Origin of the sequence: Hymenobacter amundsenii (assembly GCF_002204745.1) — a bacterium.
GTDB lineage: Bacteria > Bacteroidota > Bacteroidia > Cytophagales > Hymenobacteraceae > Hymenobacter > Hymenobacter amundsenii.
In genome coordinates this window covers 65102-86179 of record NZ_NIRR01000015.1, presented here as the reverse complement: position 1 = coordinate 86179, position 21078 = coordinate 65102, and the positions used below count along the sequence as shown (strand labels likewise).

The following is a 21078-nucleotide window of genomic DNA, read 5'->3' as shown; positions in this document are numbered from 1 at the left end:
GTTTTTTTGTGGGCAGAAGGATGATGCAGGGGGCTAACGGATTGGCGCTGTGCTCTCAGGGAGGGCGGAAGGGTGATTTTGCCTAACCTTTCCGAATCAGCAGCAGTAAACTATAGGGTTCTTTCACTAACCCAATCTGATATGTCAACTTCCAACAATCCTTCCTCTGCCGGCCAGTCGCTCGACGATGCCATCAACGCCGTTAAAGGCGGCCTCACCGCCGCACCAGCTGCCAACCAGATTGATAGCTGGATTGGGATGCTCGACCTGAACGGTCCCGGTAGCCAGGGCGAAATTTCCCTGGAGTTGAAGAACCTGAAAGACTACATCAGCACCAACGATAGCGCCAATATTGCCCACACGCTCGACGCCCTGGGGCAGCTTGCCACCAGAGCCGCCGACGAGGACGTGGACGAAGAAATCAGAACCAAGCTGCTTCAACTCGGCGAAACTCTCACGGGGGCCAGCACCTCGCTGCCCAAGTAACCCGGCGTAGCGGCCGCCATTGCCAACGCCGTCTTCCACGCCACCGGCAAGCGCGTCCGCGACCTGCCCATTATGCCCGACAAGCTGCTGTAACTGTTGCCGCTTTCCGTAATGCAAAACCGCCCCGTGGCCGAAAGGTCGCGGGGCGGTTTTGTGTGTTGAATGGCGCAACAGCACGTCATGCTTAGCGAGGGCGGGGCCTTTGTCGAAACATCTCTACCGCTTCGTTGCGAAGACTGTATTAATCAGCCCGGATTATTACCGGCCCCACCGGCCACTCAGCACCAGCCAGACGCGCATTTATTTGAGGAGAAAGGGCAGTTAAAACTCGGTACTGATTAATTGTAGCCGTAAGCACGAACACGGTTAGCGTGTACTTGGCGAAATTCTGCTGATGCTGCAAATTCTTGTCAAATGTGAGCAGCGCATCGAAGCCATCGGCCACCATTAGTTTCAGCAGCTCCCCGTTCTTGATGCCGTTCCAGTCCTTGTCGCGCACGGTGAAGACCTCATGTTCGGGAAAATCCTGCCGGAGCCGCTTCGGCAGATTCTCATCAAGCAGCAGCTTCATATAGTTGCGCTATGTTACGGGAAGTCAGCAGCCGGTTTGCCACTTCCAGCAGCGCCACCGCCTGCTCCCGGCTCACCGTCGGGAAATCGTCCAGAAACTCATCCAGCGGCACGCCAGCCTCCAGATGGTCGAACAGCGACTCCACCGGCACCCGCGTTCCGGCAAACACCGGCTGCCCGCCCAGAATGTCAGGGTCAATAGTGATGAGGGCTTTGATATCCATGAGGGGAAGATACGGATTGCGGCTTCAAAGCGTCCGCGGCCTGCCCATCATGCTCGATAAGATGCTGTAACGCTTGCCGCTTCCCGCAACGCAAAACGCCCCGCAGCCGAAAGGCTGCAGGGCGTTTTGCGTTACAAATATTATCGATTTTAATGATTTTTGCATTATTATTATTATGAAAAAGTATTGTATAGAACATCAAATCTTAAAATTTATCTGCAAGCTTTATTGTTAATTTATTGTCTTTAAGAATAAATAAAAGCCAAATCCAAATAAATAAAGCCAATAAAAATGAAATCATTGTATTTTCAAAAAGTAAATCATTTGCAGATTCGTTTATTTCTAATTCACCAAAAGATTGACTTACTGTTAACCCTTCGTTCATCAGCAACCCAATGACTGTGGCTATATTTGCAATTATTATACTTATTATATTGGTAAGAACAATTATATATTTAGTTAGTTTTCCGTGTCTTCCTTTGAAATACTCATATCCTTTAATGCCAAGAAAGGCTATTACAATTGCCATAGCAGAAGCAAGTGTGTCTAAGTATAAGGCAACTAACACCCAAGCTACGATTCCTGGAATTGAGAAGAACAGAGAGCCTAAAAACCCTGTTAGATAATTTTTCTCTTCTGAAAGATTTTCTCTTTCAATTTCATAATAAATATTCTCTGTCTCTTGGAAACATGGATTGCAAAGTATGGTGCCACTATCATTAAGATCATAGTATCTTAGATTGTCTGTTATCTCGCAATTATGGCAATTTGTATTCTCTTTAATGTTGATTTTTTTGAACAAATCAACAAAAAAATCAAACAATAAATAAACCGTTGTGACCTTAGTGTACGTCAGGTTTTCGAAATACTGAATGAATACACTATTGTTATTAATTTCAAAATGGGAAAATTTTAAAAGTTTCTTGTTGTTATCCAGTTCTGTTTTAATTTGAAGTTTTTGATCTGCGGTTAAGTTATCGGCTGTAACAGTTATATACTTGTATTGAGGATTACTTAACAAACTGCCGTCACCAACGTTAAAAAAGAGGCCTTTGTAAATCCCAAATACAGCATTATTTGTCCTGTGCCAATCAAGTTCTTTGGCTATCTTTTTTGCTTTTGGGAAAATCATATTTATGAGTTTTATTTTTTTCGTCTGTCTTTAGTACTGGCTATAAATCTACAGTGATGTCATTCATATAAGACAGCCAGTGGCGGCAATTCGCTAGCAGTACTCTACTAAATAGCGCAATCTAGCTACTGTTAGCCAATATCTTATAACTAATACATTCATTCTGAAGCTACCTTAACTCCTACTATCACCCGTCCCCGCCCAAGCAACCCCCACAGCCCCAGCAGCGGCCCCAGCGCCAGCGGTAGGTACACGTAGGGCGCAGGCACGTGGGTGGCCAGCCAGCTGGTGAATTGCAGGCTGGCAATGGTGAGGGCGAACCCCAGGCAGGTAACCAGCGTGAGGGCCGTGCCCCGGCTGGCGGGTGGGGCCTGCTGGGCCACCAGCGTCGAGAGCAGTGGCGAGTCGGCCACTACCACCAGGCCCCAGAAGCCCAGAAACGCCGGTCCCAGCCACCACGGTCCGGCCCCGCCCAGCACCAGCGGCGAGAGCAGGCAGCAGGCCCCCGAGAGCACCAGCGCTCCGGCCGCCACCGCCCGGGCCCCGCGCCGGCTGGGCCACGCAGCCCCGCGCCCACGCACCCCACCGCCCCCACCGCCAGAATACTGAAGGCCAGCAGCGGTCCGTTGGCATCGTCTGCCGCCGGGTGCGCCGCCCGCCACACCGTCAGCATCATTGGCACGAAGGCCCAGAACGTGTATAGCTCCCACATGTGCCCGAAGTAGCCCAGCGCCGCCGCCCGAAACCCGGGCTCGCGGAAACCGTCGAGCAGGGCGGCGGGGCGCAGGCGCAGGCCGGGGCGGCGGTGGGGGGCCGTCGGGCACCAGCGCCAGCATGGCCAGGCCGCCCAGCGCCGCCAGCGCCGAGGTGGCGGTGGTTACGGTTTGCCAGGGCAGGGCCGCGCTCAGGCCCCGCAGCAGGTGCGGAAAGGCCGTGCCCAGCACCAGCGCCCCCACCAGAAACCCCAGCGAGCGGCCCAGCCCGGCCGCGTAGTAATCGGCCGCGATTTTCATGCCCACCGGGTAGATGCCGGCCAGGAAAAAGCCCGTCAGGAAGCGGCAGGCCAGCAGCCCGTCGGCCCCGAGGCCGGGGGCGTTGAGGGCCAGGTTGCAGCCCGCCGCCAGCAGGGCACTCACGAAAAACACCCGAGAAGGCGAAAATCGGTCGGCCACGGCCAGCAGCGCAAACGTGAGCGTGCCCCCAATAAAACCCAGCTGCACGGCGCTGGTAAGCACGGCCACGAAGCCCGGCGGCAACCCAAACCGGGCGGCCAGTTCGGGGGCCACGGCGTTGCCGGCAAACCAGAGCGAGGTGCAGCCGAACTGCGCCAGCACGATGGTGGGAAGAATGCGGGACATGAAGAAGGGAGCAGGGTAGGAGCCCGCAAAGTAGTTATTTAGAGGCGAGACGTAGGGGCGGGGCTTGCCCCCGCCCCCGCCCGCCGTTCAACGATTTGGCCCCGGTCCGTTCACCGGCGGGCGGGGACAAGCCTCGCACCCTACCTGTTCAATCATCGTTTAACGGTACGCGAAGCTGGAGCTTCGCGCTACAGCCGCGCAACCTGCTGGCGGTGGGCCGCGCCTTTAGCCAAACTCCCTGCTCCCCATGAAACTACGCTACTTCCTGCTGCCCATAGCGGCCCTCGGCTTGGCCCCAACCACTGGCCTGCGGGCCCAGACCGCGCCCGCCCGGCCCGTTACCCACCAACTCGACGCCTCGCCCACCACCGTGGCCTGGGGCTTTTATGATGCCGCCGCCACGCCTGTCCTGCGCATCAACTCCGGCGACCGGGTGCGGGTTAGCACGCTCATCACCTCCAGCCCCACCAAACTCGAAGGAGCCGGCGTGGCCCCCGACCAGGTGGAGCCGGCCCTGCGCGCGATTTACCAGACCGTCAGCAACAAGGGGCCCGGCGGGCACATCCTGACGGGCCCGATTTACGTGGCCGGGGCCGAAGCCGGCGACGTGCTCGAAGTACGCATCCATAAGGTGGAGCTGGCCATACCGTACGCCTACAACGCCTTCGGGCCCACCAGCGGCTTTCTGCCTGAGGATTTCGGCTACGCCCGCATGCGCATCATCCCGCTCGACAAGCAGAAGATGCTGGCCCGTTTCGCCCCGGGCATCGATATTCCGCTGCGGCCGTTCTTTGGGAGCATGGGCGTGGCCCCACCGCCCGCGGCCGGCCGCATCAACAGTGCCCCGCCCGGCATCCACGCCGGCAACCTCGACAATAAGGAGCTGGTAGCCGGCACCACGCTCTTCATTCCGGTGCACGTGGCGGGCGCGCTGTTTGAGGTGGGCGACGGGCACGCCGGCCAGGGCAACGGCGAAGTCGATATTACGGCCCTGGAAACGTCGTTGACCGGGGAGCTGGAGTTCATCGTGCGCAAAGACCTGCACCTGACCTGGCCCCGGGCCGAAACGCCCACCCACTACCTCACGATGGGCACCGACGAGGACCTGACCAAGGCCACCAAAATTGCTCTGCGCGAGATGCTCGACTTCCTGATGACCACCAAGCACCTCAGCCACGACGACGCCTACATGCTGGCCAGCGTGGCCGCCGATATGGAAATCACCCAGCTCGTCGACGGCACCAAGGGCGTGCACGCCATGATTCCGAAGAACATTTTCACGGGGGAAACCGGGGCGAAACGCAAGCGCAAGTGAGGTTTCGACTTGGGCGTTCAGCGTTGGCCTGGCATGCGCCTCACCCCCTAGCCCCCTCTCCGAAAAAGAAGAGGGGGACTAGCTTTTAGTTTTAGAACTAAAGCCGCCACCACTAGACTAAAATTTAGCATCTGGTTCCCCCTCTCCTTTTTCGGAGAGGGGGCTAGGGGGTGAGGCGCATACCAGGCCCAACGCCACCCGCACAACCCGCCGACAACGCTTGCCCGTAAAGTATCCTTATGACGAAAAAGGAAGCTGATTTTGACCTGATTGTGCTCGGGGCCGGCTCGGCTGGGCTGGGGCTGGCCCTGTTTATGGCCAAGGCCGATATGCGGGTGCTGCTGATTGACCGCACCGCCCAAGATGTGGGCGGCGACTGCCTCAACCACGGCTGCGTGCCCAGCAAGGCTCTCATCCATGCTTCGCGGCAGGTGCACCAGGCCCGGCAGGCCACTCAGTTCGGCCTGCAGGTAAGCGGCGCGGCCGATATGGCCCAGGTCATGGATTACGTGCAGAGCCGCCAGGCCATCATCCGCCACCACGAAAACCCCGACTACCTGCGCGAACAGGGCGTAACGGTGGAAATCGGGACGCCGAAATTCGTAGGCGAGCACGAGGTCGAAATCAACGGGCGAACCTACCGGGGGCGCAAGCTGGCCGTGGCTACCGGCTCGCGTCCGAAGCAGCTGCAGCTTCCCGGGGCGGAGCGGGTGCAGCTCTACGACAACCAGCACGTCTGGGATTTGCGCCACTTGCCCGCGCGGCTGCTAGTGGTGGGTGGCGGCCCCAACAGCGTGGAGCTGGGCCAGGCCATGCAGCGCCTCGGCTCCCAGGTAACCATCGTGCACCACGGCCCGCGGCTGCTGGAGCACGAGGATGCCACCATCAGCCAAGTGCTGGAGGAGCGGTTGCGGGCCGAGGGCCTCACCATCCACTGCAACGCTGAAGTAGTCAGCTTCAGCAGTGCCACCCACGCCCGTGTGCAGCCCAAGGAAGGGGCCGAGTTTGGGCTCGATTTCGATATTGGCTATGTGGCCATCGGGCGGGAGGTGCGCTTCGAGGGCTTGCAGCTGGAGAAGGCCGGCATTGAGGTCGATGAGGATGGCCACATTAAGCTCGATGAGCACCTGACTACCACCAACCCCGATATTGTGGTGGCCGGCGACGCGGCCAACTCGCTCAAATTCAGCCACGGGGCCGAGCTGCACATGCGCCTGCTGGTGTTCAACTTCTTCTCGCCAATCAAGAAGCAACTTGACTACGACCACTTCTCCTGGGTCACGTTCACCGACCCCGAAGTAGCCCACTTCGGCCTCGACGAGCCCGAGCTAAAAAAGCGAGCACGAGCTACGAGCGGTGGGAAACCGACTTCGCCGACGACGACCGGGCTGTGGTTGATGAGCACCGCTACGGCCGGCTGCTGCTGTTCATCGAGAAAAACCTGCTCCCCATCCCCGGCCAGAAACGCCGGATTCTGGGTGGCGCCATGGTGGCTCCCGGCGCCGGCGAGCTAATTCAGGAGCTGATTCTGGCCAATACCAGCGGCCTGGGCATCGGTGCCATCTTCGATAAAGTGTACCCCTACCCGGTGGCCGCCCGCATCAACCAGAAGCTGATCGTGGACCATCAGGAAATCACCCCGCTAATGCAATTGGGGCTGGATGTAGCGTACAAGCTGTAGTTGTCAGGGGAGGAGAAAAAGACAGTCATGCTGAGCGAAGCGGAGCGTAGTCGAAGCATCTTTACTGCAATGGCAACCTTAGTGTCAGAATCAGTATTGCGGTAGAGATGCTTCGACTACGCTCCGCTTCGCTCAGCATGACGGTTCTTTGCTAAACGCTAACCAACTGCCGGGCAATATCTTCCAGCGTGGTGCCGACCAGGGTGGGGGCAGGGGCCAGCGGGTACTGTTGCTGGCCGGGACGGGCTACGAAAGCGGCTTGTAAGCCCGCCAGTAGGGCCCCGGCCGTGTCCCAGCCGTGGGCGGCCACCAGCATCGAATCGGCCGGGGCCACGCCCAGGGCCTGGCAGGTGGTGAGGTAGGTGTCGGGGTGGGGCTTGTAGCGTTTGAGGCTGTCGATGCTGCACAGCTCCTCGAAGTAGTCGGTGAGGCCGGCGTATTTCATCTGTTTCTGCAGCGTGCTCGGGGGCGAGTTGGTGAGGGTGGCGAGCCGGAAACCGGCCTGCTGGAAGGCTTTGAGGCCCGGTACCACATCGGGGTGGGGGGGCAGCTCGGTGATGAGTTGGAGCAGTTCCTTTTTGCGGGCTTTGGGGCGGGCCTGCTGGCCTAAGGCCTGGGCCAGCATATCGAGGGCCGCATCGCCAATCTGGCCGAAATCGTGGTAGTTGGCCGTGGTGGTATCGACGAGCGAGTACTGTAGCAGCAGCGAAAACCACTGCTTGAAGGCAAATTCGGACTTAAAATCCTGATTAACGGCCTGTTGTAGCTTGCCCAGATCGAGCAGGGTTTCGTTCACGTCGAACAGCAGCAACTTGGGGCGGGGGGAGGTAGCGGGCATGGCGGAAAGAGTAGGGAAAAGGCCGGCTACCGCAGTGGCGGCGGCCAGCGACGAAGGTGCGCCGGGTAGGCATGGGCTCCGAATACGCAAAAAGCCGCCACCGGACTACGCGGCAGCGGCTTTTTAGCCGGATAAAATCCGGGCTTTTGGCTGGCAGTGGAGCGGCGCTGCGGTCTACAGTAACCGGATAATGAAGTTCTTGAGCGGGTTCTTCTTGATGAGCGTAACCAGCTGGCCATTCTGGTACTGGTACTCGTCTTCGCGGCCGTCGCGGATGGCCTGGTAGCGGTTGGGCTTGCCAGGTTTGACTACGAAAAAATCCCCGAAATACTCCGCAAACGCCCGGTTCTGGCCGGTGGGTTCCCCGAAAAACATGTCGGTTACTGTGTAGCGGATGGGCTTGGTTTCGGTGGCCTTATACTTGTATTTGTACTGGTTGGCCACAATGTCGTAATGGTCGTTTTTCCACTCGGTGCGCGACGAAAAGTTGCCCTGGTTGGTGCGCGCATCCACGGTAGACAAACGCAACTGGCCCCCGCGCATGTAGTTGGTCACCTTGTAATAGATGACGAGGTGATAGAACAGAATATCCACCTGCACGTCGCTGGTGAGCGTGCTGATGGTTTCGGGGTTGGCGGGCGTGGGCAACTGGCGCGTTGCCGTCATGGTGCCTACCCGCAGGCCCGCTACCTCAATGGCGTAGCGCCGCGTTTCGGGCGTTTGGGCCTGGCTGAAGATGGGCAGTAAAAGCAGGAGTAAAAGGTGTTTCATTCGAAAGCAGACGGTTTCTTTGGCAACAGTTCGGTCTCACATCGAAGAACGGGTAAGGTGCGGGGCTTGCCCCGCACCCTACCCGTTCTTCGTCGCGCTGGTTAAAAAAGGTTTACTGCTCGTTCAGGTTCCAGTTGTAGTCCATGAAACTGATTTTCGTGTTGCTGTCGATTTTGGTTTTCGCGTACTTGTTCACCCACTTTACCACCGACTGGCCGTTCTGGTTCCAGTCGTCCTTGTACCAGTCGAAGTAGCTGGAAAGCTGGGCGCTGGAGGCCGTGAGCTTGTTTTTGCCGGGGTTGTTGAGGAAGTCGCGGGCCTGGTCGTCGAGCTGGGCGCTGAGGCGGGCGGCGCTGTAGGCCTCGGGGCGCAGGGGCGGGCACGAGATGGAGGCGCACACCAGGGCAAAGTGGATGCGCGGGTCGTTGAATTTCTTGCGCAGGATGCCGTGCTCGATGTTATCGAGGCTCATCTTCTCGCCACCGATGCTGAAAAATACCTTCTTCCAGGGCTCCCCGATATCCTTGATGCTCTTGAGCGGGTAGTTGTCGAGAATCAGGCGGATGGTGTAGGCATTGTAGGCGTTGATCCAGAAGGCCATCTGCTCGGCCTTGCTGTCGGCGGCCGTCGGCGGGTTCTTGCTGAGCTGGGCCAGGTAGTCGTTAAACGCCTTTTCCTCGCTCTTGAAGCCCTTGTAATTCACGCGGCCCTGGCTGTTTACATACTTTTTCAGCAGCTTATCGAAGGCGGCGTGGCTGAACGCGGCGGCCGGAGCAGCCGCGGTCGGAGCCACCACCGGCGAGGCTGAAACGGCAGAGGCAACTGGAGTAACGGCAACCGCTTTGGCCCGCGCCGCTGGCTTAACCGCCGCCGCTGGGGCCGAAGCTGCGGCCGTTACGGGCGTTTCGGCAGCAACAGCAACAGGCCCGGCTGAATCTGGAGCAGCGGCGACTGTAGCCGTGGGAGTAATGGCCGCAACTGGGGCAGTCGGGGCCGTGGCGGTACTGGTGGTGCGGGCCGGGCCGTCGCAGGCCGTGGCGGTGAGGGTGGTGGCGGAAACCAGCGTCAGAAGAAAAGGACGGAAAAAATTCATGCGAAGTGAGGGGAAAAAGGAAACGGTTTCGCCAGTTGTGGTAGCTGGCAAGTTGTTGGGGCATACGGCAAAAACGCGGGGCCCGGTAACCGCTGCTGCAATTAACGCGCCGCACCGGGTCCCGGATTCGCCGGCCGAACCAAACTCTGCACCCCTTGCATATCGTACGGGATAAACCGCGTTCTGGGGCTGGGCAGAGGCTAAACAACCTCCCTGACCGCCACAGGCGTTGCGCCGTAGCGGTCCGGCCTGCCGGAAATTGCGCAAATTGCGCGCCCAGTTCTGCTTTCCATGTTTCTTAGCATCATCATTCCCACCTACAACGAGGCCCCGCACATTGCCCAACTGGTGCAACAGCTGCGCGATTTCGGCCCGGCCGACGCCATAGAAATTCTGGTGGTAGATGCCCAAAGCACCGACGGTACTGCGGCCCTGGCCGAAGCTGCCGGGGCCACGGTGCTGCTGGGTTCCCGGCCCGGCCGCGCCGCCCAAATGAACCACGGCGCCGCCCACGCCAGCGGCGACTCCCTGTACTTCGTGCATGCCGACGTCGGTATCCACCCCGATTACGTGACTACCATCGGGCAGGCCGTGGCAGCGGGCTACGAGGCCGGCTGCTACCGCTTCCGTTTCGATTCGGCTCACCCGCTGCTGCGCATCAACAGCTACGGCACCCGGTTCAAGGGCCTCATGAGCCGGGGCGGCGACCAGACGCTGTTCATTACCCGCGCCTTGTTCGAGCGGCTGGGTGGCTTCAACGAACGGTTTGTGGTGATGGAAGACTTCGAGATTATCCAGCGTATCCGCCGGGTGGCACGCTTCCTTATTGTGCCCCAGAGCGTAATGGTATCGGCCCGCAAGTACGAGCACAACGGCTGGCTGCGGGTGCAGCTAGCCAACCTCACGGCCTTCGCGCTATACTTTATGAAAGTGGAGCCCGCCCGCATCGGCCGCACTTATAAGGCCATGATTAAGCATCGGTAGCGGGTGGTTGTTGGCGGGTGGTTTTTGGCCTGTGTTCGGAAGGAGCTAGAACCTAGCTGCCCTCTTTGGAAAATGTAGCGCTTAAAGCGAGTGTGGGCTGGGGATAGTTGATGGCCTTAGAACGTCAGCTAAAAACCAGCTTTAATAACCGTCCCAATATAATCAACCACCCCCAGCCCTTCCTATCAAAGCAGGGGAGCTAGGCCGTTAGCCTTAGAAAATAGTTCTCCACATCAGTATGTCAGGCACCAACCATTCACTGACCACCGATACCCAAAAACCAACCCTCGTTACCGGGGCCAACGGGTTTCTGGGGCGCCATTTGGTGGCCGAGCTGCATCGGCGCGGCCACGCCGTGCGGGCGCTGGTGCGGCCCGGAACGCCGCCCCCGTTTCCGGCTGCCTGGAACGTAGAGTATCGGGAGGGCGACCTGACCCAGCCCGCCACCCTGGCCGGGGCGGCCGACGGCTGCGGAGGCATGATTCATGCCGCCGCGCTGGCCAGCGTGAACCCAGCCCGCGACCCGGCATTGTGGGCCGCGAACCTGGGCGGCACCGAAACCGTGCTGGCCCTGGCCCGGCAGGCGGGCGTGAAACGACTGGTGTACGTGGGCACGGCCAACGTTTTCGGCTTCGGAACCCAGGAAAACCCCGGCGACGAAACCCGCCCCTACGCCGGCGCCCGCTACGGCCTCGATTACATGGACAGCAAGCGCGCCGCCACCGACCTCGTGCTGGCCGCCGTGGCCCGCGAGCAGCTGCCGGCCGTGCTGGTCCACCCCACCTTCATGCTGGGCCCCGACGATGTGAAACCGACTTCCGGGGCATTGCTGCTGGAAATTTACCGGGGCAACGTGCCCGGCTACCCGCCCGGCGGCAAAAATTACGTGCACGTCCGCGACGTGGCCACGGCCACCGTGAATGCCCTTAGCCAGGGTCGGGTAGGAGAGTCGTATATTCTGGGCAATGAAAACCTGAGCTACCGCGAGGCTTTCCAACTCATTGCCGGGCTGCTGGGCGTGGCCCCGCCGCGCTGGCCCATCCCGGCCGGAGCGGCCCAGCTCTACGGGGCCATCAGCAGTTGGCAGGCCCGCCTGACGGGTCGGCCGGGCCGCCTGAACGCCGCCATGACGGCCGTGGCCAACGATGGGCATTACTTCCGGCCCGATAAGGCCCGGCAGGAACTGGGCCTTCCGCAGACACCTGTGGCCCAAGCTGTAACCGAAGCTTTTGCCTGGTTTAAAGCCCAGCGGTATGTTTAACCCGTATGTTTGCAGCACATCCGGCTCCGGCCGCAATGGAATCCTGATCAATGGTAGTTACCCAAGTTCCTGAACGCATTACGGCCGCTTCGACGGCCGCTGAAGCAGTTGCCGCGCCCATTGTGCGCCGGCCCCTGCCCACGGTGGGGCCGCTGGCTGGGCGGGTGGCCATTGTTACGGGGTCCGAGTCGGGCATTGGCCGCGAAACGGCCCGGGCCCTATGCGCCGCCGGAGCCGCCGTGGTGCTCAACGGCCGCCGCGCCGACCGGCTCGAAGCCACCCGCCAGCAGCTCGAAGCGGCCGGGGCCACCGTGGCCGCCCGCGTAGCCGACGTAACGGATTATGACGCCTGCGAAGCACTGGTAGAAACGGCCATCGGTGAGTTTGGCCGCCTCGATATTCTGGTGGCTAACGCCAGCATCTCGCAGCGGGCCTATTTTCTCGACATGAGCCCCGACGTGTTCCGGCAAGTGCTCGACAGCAACGTGTACGGGGCCGTGTTTCCGCTCAAGGCTGCCCTGCCTCACCTGCTCGAAAGCCAGGGCAGCGTCACGTTTATTTCCTCGATTTCGGCTCTGAACGGGATGCCCAGCGGCTCGGCCTACTGCGCTGGCAAGGCGGCCCTCACCAACCTGGCTCACACCCTGCGTTTGGAGCTTGATGGTACCGGCGTCCACTTTGGGGTGGTTCACATCGGGTTCACCGAAAACGATGAGGACAAGCGCGTGCTCGATGCCGCGGGCCAGCCCGTGCCCATTGCCTACCGCAAGCCCCGTTGGCAGAAAACCCAGACCGAGGTAGCCGCCATCATCCTGCGTCACATTCGCAAGCGGCGGCAGCGCACCGTTATTTCAGCCCTGGGCTGGCTCATTGCCATCGTCCACGGCAACTTCCCCCGCCTCGGCGACTGGGTGGTGCTCACGAGCATGCGCCGGCTGCGCAATTTCTACGAGTAAAGCCACTGGTATCTGACGGGCCAACGTAAACCATCTTCCTGACAGAAAAAGAACCTTATCTCGCTGAAGCAGGCCATTATAATGGCTGCGCTTGCGGGATAAGGTCCTTTTCTGTCGGAGCGGCAGTCGGCTGCTGCTTTCGAGCTCACGCAGAACGGCGGGAGCTTCGCGCTACAGCTCAATACATTAAATCGGCACCTGCGACGTGATAGGTGGGATCTTCCAGGATGTTCACGTCAATGAGCGAGTCGGCGCGTTGGAGCAGGTGGCGGCAGTCGGGGCTGAGATGGCGCAGGTGCACGGTTTTGCCCAGGCGGTGGTAACGCTCGGTAAGCTTGTTGAGGGCCTCGATGGCCGACATATCAGTGACCCGGCTTTCGCGGAAGTCATGATGACTTCGGTGGGGTCGTCGGCTACGTCGAATTTCTCACCGAAGGCCTGCACCGAGCCGAAGAACAGCGGTCCGAAGATTTCGTAGTGCTTCACGCCGGCCTCGTCGAGGTGCTTGCGGGCCCGGATGCGGCGGGCGTTTTCCCAGGCAAACACCAGCGCCGCGATAACCACCCCAATGAGCACGGCCAGGGCCAGGTTGTGGAGCACCACCGTAATCAGGGTCACCAGAATCATCACGACGAGGTCGGAAACCGGCATTTTGCCAAACGTTTTCAGCGAAGCCCACTCGAAAGTACCCACCGAAACCATAATCATGAGGCCGGTAAGGGCGGCCATCGGCACCTGTTCAATCAGCGAAGCGCCGAACATGATGAACACCAGCAGCATAATGGAGGCCACCATGCCCGAGAGGCGGGCCCGGGCCCCGGAGGAGATGTTGATGAGGCTTTGCCCGATCATGGCGCAGCCACCCATGCCCGAAAACAGGCCCGACAGGATGTTAGCCGTACCCTGGGCCACGCACTCCTTGTTGCTGCGGCCCCGGGTTTCGGTGATTTCGTCGATCAGGTTCAACGTTAGCAGGCTCTCAATCAGGCCCACCCCGGCCACGATGGCAGCGTAAGGAAATATCAGTCCCAGCGTGCCCAGCGTGAACGGCACGCTCGGGATGTGGAAAGGAGGGAAGCCGCCCTGAATGGAAGCAATATCGCCCACCGTTTTAGTGTTGATGCCGAACCCGATAACCAGCGCCGAGACCACCAGAATGGCCGTCAGCGAAGCCGGCACCACCTTCGTCAGGCGCGGCAGCGCCACGATGATGGCAATGGTGAGGCCCACCAGCCCCGCCATCGTCAGCAGGGCCGTTCCCGTCAGCCAATGCAACGCCCCATCGGCCCCAATGGCCTGAAACTGGACCAGCTGGGAGAGGAAGATGATGATGGCCAGGCCATTGACGAAGCCAAACATGACGGAGTGGGGCACCAGCCGGATAAACTTACCCAGCCGCAGCACGCCCGCCAGCACCTGCAGCAGGCCGGCCAGGATAACGGTGGCGAAAATGTACTCGACCCCGTGCGTTTTGGCCAGGGCCACCAGCACCACGGCCACGGCCCCGGTTGCGCCCGAAATCATGCCCGGCCGCCCGCCCAGCACCGAGGTCACGAGGCCCATCATGAAGGCGGCGTACAAACCTACCAGCGGGGGCACACCGGCAATAATGGAAAAGGCCACGGCCTCCGGAATCAGGGCCAGGGCCACCGTTAGGCCCGAAAGAATTTCGTTTTTATAATTGACTTTATACTGCGTGAAGTAGTGCAGGACTTGTTGCATAAATGCGGGTGAAAAAGGCCAAAGAAAAGCCGCCAGCCCCTGGAGTCAGGAGCGGCGGCGGACAAGCTGAAGACCCGGCCTCAGGGTGGGGTCAGCTGGAAGATGGGAAGACCGAAAAAGAGCATAAGCACCCGCAAAGGTACGGATTCAGTTGCTGGTTGCGAGGGGTTGATGGCCAGTTGTCGGTTGTCAGTTGTCAGTCAAACGTCATTCAGAGCATGCTGCTCTAAGCGCAGCATGCTCTGAATGACGTTCTTTGTTTTCTCGTATCTGACAACTGACAGCTGATGAACCTGTTTCCTGCCTCTCACCCGCTGCTCAAGCGGTTCGATAAATACGCAACCCCCATCCTGGCCGTCGTGGGCCTGGGCCTGCTGCTGTTTGAAACCCGCAAGCCACTGCGCAAGCGCACCCGGCCCCGCACCGAACGGTGGGTACGCAACGTGCTGGTGGCCGCGCCCTCGCTGCCCGCCATGCGCCTTACACTGCTGCCCGCCATGGTGGGTCTGGGCAACCTCATGGCCCCGTACCGCACGCCCCTCTCGCGCCTGCCCGAGCCAGCCCGTACGCTGGCCGAAGTGCTGCTGCTCGACTACTTGGGTTATTCCTGGCACCGGCTGCTGCACTCGCCGCTGCTCTGGCGCTTCCACCGCGTCCACCACTCCGACCTCGACATGGACCTGACCACGGCCTGGCGGTTTCATTTCGGCGAGATGCTGGCCAGTATCCCGTACCGGGCCGGCATTGCCGCCTTAATGGGCGTGCGCGGTTCCACGGCTCTGGGCTTCGAGGTGGTGTTTGAAGCCTGCACTGCCTTCCACCATACCAACCTGGCGCTGCCCTACGAGTTGGAGCGCCGCCTGGCCCCGTTCATGGTCACGCCCCGCGCCCACGGCATCCACCACTCCATGGTCGACCGCGAAACCCAGAGCAACTTCGGCGTCGTGCTTACGCTCTGGGACCGGCTCCACCGCACCCTGCGCCTCAACGTGCCCCAGCAGGACCTTACCATCGGCGTGCCCGCTTTCGCCGACCCGGCCGGCCAGACCGTGCCCCGCCTGCTGGCGCTGCCATTGGAACCCCAGGACACTTGGGCCTTGCCAAGCGGTGAGGTGCCCGAGCATCCCGAGTACAACGGGCCGATGACGGAGCTGGCGGAGTAAGGGAAACTGGTGGCTGTAGTGGCAGGTGCGATTATACCCCGATGAGGACTTTATATGTGCCATCCGGGTAGAACAGAATTTTCTGGCTGTTCCAATAGTTGCCACCAATTACAGTTCGGGTCGGTACTTTCCGCGTGCCGCCGTCAGCCTTGGGCACGTCTACGAAGCTCTCGGTAATCAGCGGTTGCCGGTAGGTGCGGCTGGCCACAATAGGCGTCAGAATGGCGTTGGCGGCCTGTTTGTCGGGGGCCGGCCGCTCACTAATATTCCCCAGGCTATCGGCTTGGTATACCAGGATTACATCGTTGCCAAACAGGCTGTAGGCCGTTGCTGGGTTGGCCTGATACCGGTCGTCAATCAAGGCTACCAGCTGCCAGACTTGCTGCCCGGCGGCATTCTGGTAGGCCACCAACTTCACCAAGCCTTTGTCTTCCACAAAATACCGACCCCGGCGGCACTGCGTAATGTATTCCCGCAGTACCTTTTTTTGCACTGGCGTAACTGCAATTTCGACTTGCCGGCAGGCCTGCGCCCGCGTTGCGGGGCCAGTTGCAATAAACAGGAGCAGGAAAAGGAAGAATACTTTCATGGATAGCTTAATAGCAGGTTAGTGGGCGGGCCGTAATATATAGGGAAATATAAGTAGGCTTTCAGTGAGCTGCAACCAGTAATATCAGTGTTCAGTTACCCGGTTGCCGGCTCCTCAATAGCGGGTAACCGGTAACCCAGTATCTTTGCCGGCTTAACAGGGCCCGATTTTTGGTTTCCTGAACCGGCGGCCGGTGGCCGGCCCGATTCTTTTTATGACGCACGAACAACTGCGGCTGGCCGAAGCCAACGCCCTGACCACCCCCTGGAAGAAATTTGGCCCCTACCTGACTGAGCGGCGGGCGGCGGTCTGGGCCTGCAGGGCGGGGGCGGCGGTGAGGGTGAGCAGGGCGGCGAACAAAAGCGCTTTCATAAGCAGAAGAAGACGGAACGAAGAAAGCCGGCGGCTGAGGCCGGATAGGTGGTGGGGCAAAGGTAAGGCCCCCGGGCAGGAGGGCGGGGTAGTAAAGATGATGCCAGTTTTTAGGCAACTGCTGTCTGCAACGTTTCAGGAGGCGGTTATATTCCCGGAATTGCCAAAAAACTACGTTGCTGCCGGCCCGGCCGGCAACCTTTAGGCCCCGAATCCCTTACAGCTTATTATCCCCTCGCTATTCCAACCGCTTATGAAAACTGATACCCGCAACTCCTGGCTCGTGGCCGCCGCCAGCGCCGCCGCCCTACTGGCCGCCACCCTCTACGCCAACCGCCGCGGCAGCTACGAGCTGGCCGGCCGCACAGTGCTCATCACGGGCGGCTCGCGCGGATTGGGTTTGATTCTGGCCCGCCAGGCCGTAGCCGAGGGTGCCCGCGTGGCCATCTGTGCCCGCGATGCCCAGGAGCTCGAACGTGCCCGCCAAGAGCTGGCCCAGGGCGGGGCCCAGGTGCTGGCCCTGGCCCACGACCTCACCAACGCCAACGAAGTGCGCGCCATGGTGGCCAAAGTCCAGCAGCAGTTCGGCAGTATCGATGTGCTCATCAACAACGCCGGCGTTATCGTGGCCGGGCCGCTCGACCACATGGAAATCCGCGACTACGAGGAGTCGCTCAATGTGCACTTTTGGGCTCCGCTGCACGCCATGCAAGCCGTGCTGCCCGATATGCGCCGCCGGGGCGAGGGCCGCATCGTGAACATTGCCTCGGTGGGCGGCAAGGTGGCCGTGCCGCATCTGGTGCCTTACAGCGCCGGCAAATTCGCGCTGGTGGGCCTTTCCGAAGGTTTTCGAGCCGAGCTGTTGGAGCACGGCATCAAGGTTACCACCGTCTGCCCCGGGCTGCTGCGTACTGGCAGTCCCCGCAATGCCATCGTCAAGGGCCAGCACGAGCAGGAGTACGCCGCTTTCAGCATTGCCGACTCGCTGCCGGCCGTGTCGATGAACGCCGAGCGGGCGGGCCGTGAAATCTGGAATGCCTGCCGCCGCGGCGAGGCCGAAGTTATCCTGAGCCTGCCCGCCAAGCTGCTCGCCGCCTTCCACGGCCTGCTGCCCGGCACCACTGCCAACGTGCTCAGCTGGCTCAACCGCGCCCTGCCCGGCCCAGCCGAATTCATGGGCGATGAGCGTCGCTTCGGCTACGAAAGCCAGTCGGCCCTCAGCCAGTCGTGGCTCACTACACTCACCCAAAAAGCTGCGGAGAAGAACAACGAGCTGGGTGAATAGGTTAGGTGCCCCTTAGAAAAACGAGGGTCAGCAGTGTCGACCAAATTGAACACCTACTTCATTGACTCCAATACCTGGCACTTGGGGCAAAAGTAGGTGGCCCGGCCGCCCACGTATTGCTTCTCGATGAGTGTGCGCGGGTGGCGGGGGCAGAACTGGTGGGCATCGGTGCCGGGCGTGGCAGACTCATCCCACTCGCGGGCGTGGATGAGGAAGCCGGCCGGAAAGTTCCGGTAGGTGGCCTCCTGGGCAATGGCCGTGGTGAGGACCAGCTGAATAGCGGCGTGCAGGCGTTTCACTTCGGCCGCGGTCAGCGTGTTGGCAATGCGCTCGGGGTGGATTTTGGCCTGGAACAGCACCTCGTCCACAATCCAGTTGCCCAGGCCGGCCGTGAGGTGCTGGTCGAGGAGCAGGGGCTTGATTAGGGTTTTGCGCTTGGCCAGCTTAGCGGTCAGCTCGGCTACCGTGAGTTCCAGGGCATCGGGGCCGAGCTTTTTGGCCTGCTGGTAGGCGGCTACGCTTTCGGCCAGCCGGAGGCGCCCAAACTTGCGTGGGTCGATGAAGGCCACCCGCAACCCCGAATCGGCGAGGTGCAGTGCCACACGGGTGAAGCGGGGCGTGTCGGCTGCGTCGCGGTAGGCTCCAATGTCGCCGCTCATACCGAAGTGCAGCACGAAAGCGCGGCCGTCATCAAGCAATAGAAAGCAGTTCTTGCCTAGCCGGCTGGTGCCGGTAATCGTGCGGCCGACCAAGGCCTGCCGCAGCGTGTCTTCGGGCAGGCCCAGTATGTGGGCGTCGAGCACTTCGAAAGCGGTAATCGTCTGGCCCACTACCAATTCATCCAGGAAGCGGCGGTAGGTTTCAACTTCGGGTAATTCGGGCATGAGGGGGATTTTGTAGGGGCTGGGCTTGCTCCAGCCCGCCGTTGAACGATTTCATTACAGGCCGTTGAACAACTCCAATGCAAGCCATTCAACGGCGGGCGGGGACAAGGCCCGCCTCTACAACCGGCCAGCGCCCTTAACTTCCCACTTCAAAGCCGCAGTTCGCCCTGCACCACTACCACGCCCTGGCCGCCGATGTGCACCGCCTCGATGGCCTCGGGCGGGCCCTGCACCGCTACCTGCACTGTGCCCGGCCGGCCCATCCAGTGGCCCTGCTCGGCCACGAATTCGGGGTTAGAAAGTAGGCCGTAGTGCCAGAGGTAGGCGGCCATGCCGCCAGTGGCCGAGCCCGTGACCGGGTCTTCGGGTAGGTCGGGTGGGGTGCACAGGTGGCGGGCGAAAGTGGTGCCGGCCGGCGTGGCCCCTTCGAGGCAGAACAGGTGGGAACTGAAAAACCCGCTGGCCTGGCGGTAGGCATTCAGGGCGGCTGGATCAGGCAAATGGGCCCGGCGCAACGTGGCTGCGTCACGCAACGGAACCATGAGCTGCGGCGTGCCGGTGCTCACGGTCTGGATGACGGCGCCGGGCAGCAGGTCGGCGGGCGTGAGGCCGAACAGGGGCAGCACCTCGGCCGGCTCGTGCAAAGGCCCGAACTCGGGGCGGCGCTGGGTCATGCGGATAAAGTGCGGCTGACCGGTTTCGGCGGGCGAAACCCGGATGGCGACGGGGCCGTGGAGCAACTCCAGGTGCAGGTCGTGGGGGCGGCCGGTGGGGCGGGCCAGGCGGCCAATGTGCAGCAGGGCCGTGAGGGTGGCGATGGTGGGGTGGCCGGCGAGGGGGATTTCTTCGCCCGGCGTAAAGTAGCGCACCCCGAACTCGGCTACTGCCGAGCGGCGCACAAAAGCCGTTTCCGACTGGTTGAACTCCCGGGCCAAGCGTTGCATCTGGTCGGGGCTAAGGTCGTCGGCATCGAGCACCACGGCGCAGGGGTTACCACCCAGGGCCGTATCAGTAAAGGCATCAACCAATAGAAAAGGGTAAATCGGCATCGAAGAGAAAGCAGTAAATGAGCCCAAAGATAAACGGCCGGCTTCCCCCGCGGGAAACCGGCCGTTATACGAGAGAACGTCAAATCAATACTGCAACATCAGCATGCGAGATGCTTCCTTCTTCAGCACGACGTTCCTTTTCTCACTTCTAAACTACGATGGGTCCGTGAGCAGGGCTACCTGGCGGCCCTGGGTGTCGAAAATGTCACCCGAGCGGCTGATGTAGAGGCGGCGCTGCTGGCTGTCGATGAGAACGTAGGGGTAGGTGATGCTCTCGGAGCGGGTGAGGCGGCCGACTACCTCGGCCGTCTGCTCATCGCGGCCGAGATGAACCACGCTCAAGCGGCTCGTCACGTAGAAATCTTCGTTGGGGTTGCTGCGGAACGTGATTTTGCCCAGCATGCTCACCGGTGCGGTCAGGCGGGTTGCTACCTGGCGCACGGGGGCCGGGGCGGGGCGGCTGGCCAGCATGGCCGGCTCGGCCGAAGGGGCAGTTCCACGGGTGCTGGCCACAATCTGCTGGCTGGCGCGCTGCCAGCCCTGCCCGATAGCCGTGAGGCGGGTCTGGCGGCCCGGATGGGTTGGAGAGGCCTGCTCGTCGGATACGATGGCCATGCCGGCCTGAGCCTGGGCCATACTGGCACCCATCTTGCGCAGCACGAAGCCCGAAAACTCGTCGGCTTCCAGCTCGTCGGTGGGGTTCGAGCCGCCCGCGCGCAAGGTGTGGCCATTGAGGTGATGCCCCATTTCGTGGGCCAGAATGCTGATGCCAGCCCAGTCGGTGCGGCCGGCCCGGTTCACGGCGGTTACGAACTGCGGGTTGTAGAGCAGGTAGCGCTGACCGCCATAGACCACGGCGGCCGCGTTCTGCACTTCATTGGTGGCCCGCAGCTGAAACCGGGGCTTAAGGCCGACAACGTCGGTGATTTCGCGCAGTACGTCGCGCTGGCCGCCGGATTGAGCTTCGGCGGAGCCGGCCAGCAAAAGCCACCCGGCCAGCAGTAGCCCGGCAAAGCGGCGGAAAAAGCGTGGATCAGTCATGAATAAGTCCTCTATAGTGCGCGTAAAACAAGGCAACTACCTTGCCGGAATGCTGCCCTAACGCCTGAATTGGCCGGTTGCTAAGGCAATACGAGCCATTTTGGCTGGGCAATGCGAAGGTTGAGCTATTGGAAAACAGCAAGCCCCGCAACTACATTCCGGCAAGCACCAAAAAACCTGGAAGCTGGCCTGAGTCTAACGCTGAAGGGCGGCGGTAAATTGCCGGACTAGCGAACGGGCTACCAGTGCAAGGTGGTACTGGGCCGATGCATGGAAGCTGTTTAGAAAGTCCATAGCACGTCAT

The 21078-nt window shown here is 60.8% G+C and carries 19 protein-coding genes and 2 pseudogenes; 9 read left to right on the top strand and 12 right to left on the bottom strand.

Going from position 1 to position 21078, the window contains the following annotated elements; translation table 11 throughout:
• Positions 1 to 141 precede the first annotated feature (141 nt).
• Positions 142 to 486, top strand: coding sequence for a hypothetical protein (locus CDA63_RS10760; protein WP_088464458.1), 345 nt, complete (start codon positions 142 to 144; stop codon positions 484 to 486).
• Between the two features lie 241 nt (positions 487 to 727).
• Here CDA63_RS10760 and CDA63_RS10755 read toward each other — a convergent pair whose 3' ends face one another.
• The 4 genes from CDA63_RS10755 to CDA63_RS10740 all read right to left on the bottom strand — a co-directional run bounded on the left by CDA63_RS10755 (position 728) and on the right by CDA63_RS10740 (position 3770).
• On the bottom strand, positions 728 to 1057 hold the full coding sequence (locus CDA63_RS10755) for a DUF5615 family PIN-like protein (protein ID WP_088464457.1): 330 nt from the start codon (positions 1055 to 1057) through the stop codon (positions 728 to 730).
• Positions 1041 to 1280, bottom strand: a complete 240-nt coding sequence (locus CDA63_RS10750; protein ID WP_088464456.1) for a DUF433 domain-containing protein — start codon at positions 1278 to 1280, stop codon at positions 1041 to 1043. The genes CDA63_RS10755 and CDA63_RS10750 overlap by 17 nt, the downstream gene beginning before the upstream one ends.
• Positions 1281 to 1485: 205 nt before the next feature.
• The gene (locus CDA63_RS10745) at positions 1486 to 2412 is read right to left on the bottom strand and encodes a hypothetical protein (protein ID WP_088464455.1); all 927 of its coding nucleotides are present in this window, start codon (positions 2410 to 2412) and stop codon (positions 1486 to 1488) included.
• A gap of 158 nt (positions 2413 to 2570) precedes the next feature.
• Complete coding sequence (locus CDA63_RS10740) at positions 2571 to 3770, bottom strand: MFS transporter (RefSeq protein ID WP_262490657.1); 1200 nt, start codon at positions 3768 to 3770, stop codon at positions 2571 to 2573.
• Positions 3771 to 4017: 247 nt separating this feature from the next.
• On the opposite strand from CDA63_RS10740, the gene CDA63_RS10735 reads away from it, so the two are divergent.
• The 3 genes and pseudogenes from CDA63_RS10735 (at position 4018) to CDA63_RS21355 (ending at position 6766) form a co-directional block, all read left to right on the top strand.
• A complete protein-coding gene (locus CDA63_RS10735; RefSeq protein ID WP_088464454.1) occupies positions 4018 to 5085 on the top strand; it encodes an acetamidase/formamidase family protein in 1068 nt (355 codons plus the stop codon).
• 239 nt (positions 5086 to 5324) lie between these two features.
• Positions 5325 to 6272: pseudogene (locus CDA63_RS21360) on the top strand (dihydrolipoyl dehydrogenase family protein); the annotation flags it as partial.
• Positions 6273 to 6358: 86 nt separating this feature from the next.
• Entirely contained in the window at positions 6359 to 6766 is a 408-nt protein-coding gene (locus tag CDA63_RS21355; RefSeq protein ID WP_088464452.1) for a hypothetical protein, read from the top strand.
• Between the two features lie 151 nt (positions 6767 to 6917).
• On the opposite strand, the gene CDA63_RS10720 is transcribed toward CDA63_RS21355, so the two are convergent.
• The 3 genes from CDA63_RS10720 to CDA63_RS10710 form a co-directional block, all read right to left on the bottom strand.
• Entirely contained in the window at positions 6918 to 7604 is a 687-nt protein-coding gene (locus tag CDA63_RS10720) for a haloacid dehalogenase type II (protein WP_088464451.1), read from the bottom strand.
• 174 nt (positions 7605 to 7778) lie between these two features.
• The gene (locus CDA63_RS10715) at positions 7779 to 8375 is read right to left on the bottom strand and encodes a DUF6134 family protein (RefSeq protein WP_088464450.1); all 597 of its coding nucleotides are present in this window, start codon (positions 8373 to 8375) and stop codon (positions 7779 to 7781) included.
• 112 nt (positions 8376 to 8487) lie between these two features.
• Complete coding sequence (locus CDA63_RS10710; protein WP_199797520.1) at positions 8488 to 9468, bottom strand: DUF547 domain-containing protein; 981 nt, start codon at positions 9466 to 9468, stop codon at positions 8488 to 8490.
• Between the two features lie 291 nt (positions 9469 to 9759).
• Between CDA63_RS10710 and CDA63_RS10705 the strand changes: the two genes are divergently transcribed.
• The 3 genes from CDA63_RS10705 (at position 9760) to CDA63_RS10695 (ending at position 12669) form a co-directional block, all read left to right on the top strand.
• Positions 9760 to 10452 (top strand): TIGR04283 family arsenosugar biosynthesis glycosyltransferase, encoded by a 693-nt coding sequence (locus tag CDA63_RS10705; RefSeq protein ID WP_088464449.1) that lies wholly within the window; start codon positions 9760 to 9762, stop codon positions 10450 to 10452.
• Between the two features lie 238 nt (positions 10453 to 10690).
• Complete coding sequence (locus tag CDA63_RS10700; RefSeq protein ID WP_088464448.1) at positions 10691 to 11713, top strand: NAD-dependent epimerase/dehydratase family protein; 1023 nt, start codon at positions 10691 to 10693, stop codon at positions 11711 to 11713.
• A 50-nt stretch (positions 11714 to 11763) separates the two neighbouring features.
• Positions 11764 to 12669: an SDR family oxidoreductase gene (locus tag CDA63_RS10695; RefSeq protein ID WP_242434642.1), complete on the top strand. Its 906-nt coding sequence runs from the start codon at positions 11764 to 11766 to the stop codon at positions 12667 to 12669.
• A 178-nt stretch (positions 12670 to 12847) separates the two neighbouring features.
• On the opposite strand, the pseudogene CDA63_RS10690 reads toward CDA63_RS10695, so the two are convergent.
• Positions 12848 to 14391: pseudogene (locus CDA63_RS10690) on the bottom strand (SulP family inorganic anion transporter).
• 287 nt (positions 14392 to 14678) lie between these two features.
• Between CDA63_RS10690 and CDA63_RS10680 the strand changes: the two are divergent.
• Positions 14679 to 15554 (top strand): sterol desaturase family protein, encoded by an 876-nt coding sequence (locus tag CDA63_RS10680; RefSeq protein WP_088464446.1) that lies wholly within the window; start codon positions 14679 to 14681, stop codon positions 15552 to 15554.
• A gap of 31 nt (positions 15555 to 15585) precedes the next feature.
• Here CDA63_RS10680 and CDA63_RS10675 read toward each other — a convergent pair whose 3' ends face one another.
• Positions 15586 to 16143 (bottom strand): hypothetical protein, encoded by a 558-nt coding sequence (locus tag CDA63_RS10675; RefSeq protein WP_088464445.1) that lies wholly within the window; start codon positions 16141 to 16143, stop codon positions 15586 to 15588.
• 625 nt (positions 16144 to 16768) lie between these two features.
• On the opposite strand from CDA63_RS10675, the gene CDA63_RS10665 reads away from it, so the two are divergent.
• A complete protein-coding gene (locus CDA63_RS10665) occupies positions 16769 to 17800 on the top strand; it encodes an SDR family NAD(P)-dependent oxidoreductase (RefSeq protein ID WP_088464443.1) in 1032 nt (343 codons plus the stop codon).
• Positions 17801 to 17853: 53 nt separating this feature from the next.
• On the opposite strand, the gene mutM is transcribed toward CDA63_RS10665, so the two are convergent.
• The 3 genes from mutM to CDA63_RS10650 form a co-directional block, all read right to left on the bottom strand.
• The gene (mutM, locus tag CDA63_RS10660) at positions 17854 to 18684 is read right to left on the bottom strand and encodes a DNA-formamidopyrimidine glycosylase (RefSeq protein WP_088464442.1); all 831 of its coding nucleotides are present in this window, start codon (positions 18682 to 18684) and stop codon (positions 17854 to 17856) included.
• Positions 18685 to 18833: 149 nt separating this feature from the next.
• Positions 18834 to 19733 (bottom strand): PhzF family phenazine biosynthesis protein, encoded by a 900-nt coding sequence (locus tag CDA63_RS10655; protein ID WP_088464441.1) that lies wholly within the window; start codon positions 19731 to 19733, stop codon positions 18834 to 18836.
• A 153-nt stretch (positions 19734 to 19886) separates the two neighbouring features.
• Positions 19887 to 20774: a M48 family metalloprotease gene (locus CDA63_RS10650; protein WP_088464440.1), complete on the bottom strand. Its 888-nt coding sequence runs from the start codon at positions 20772 to 20774 to the stop codon at positions 19887 to 19889.
• Positions 20775 to 21078 lie beyond the last annotated feature (304 nt).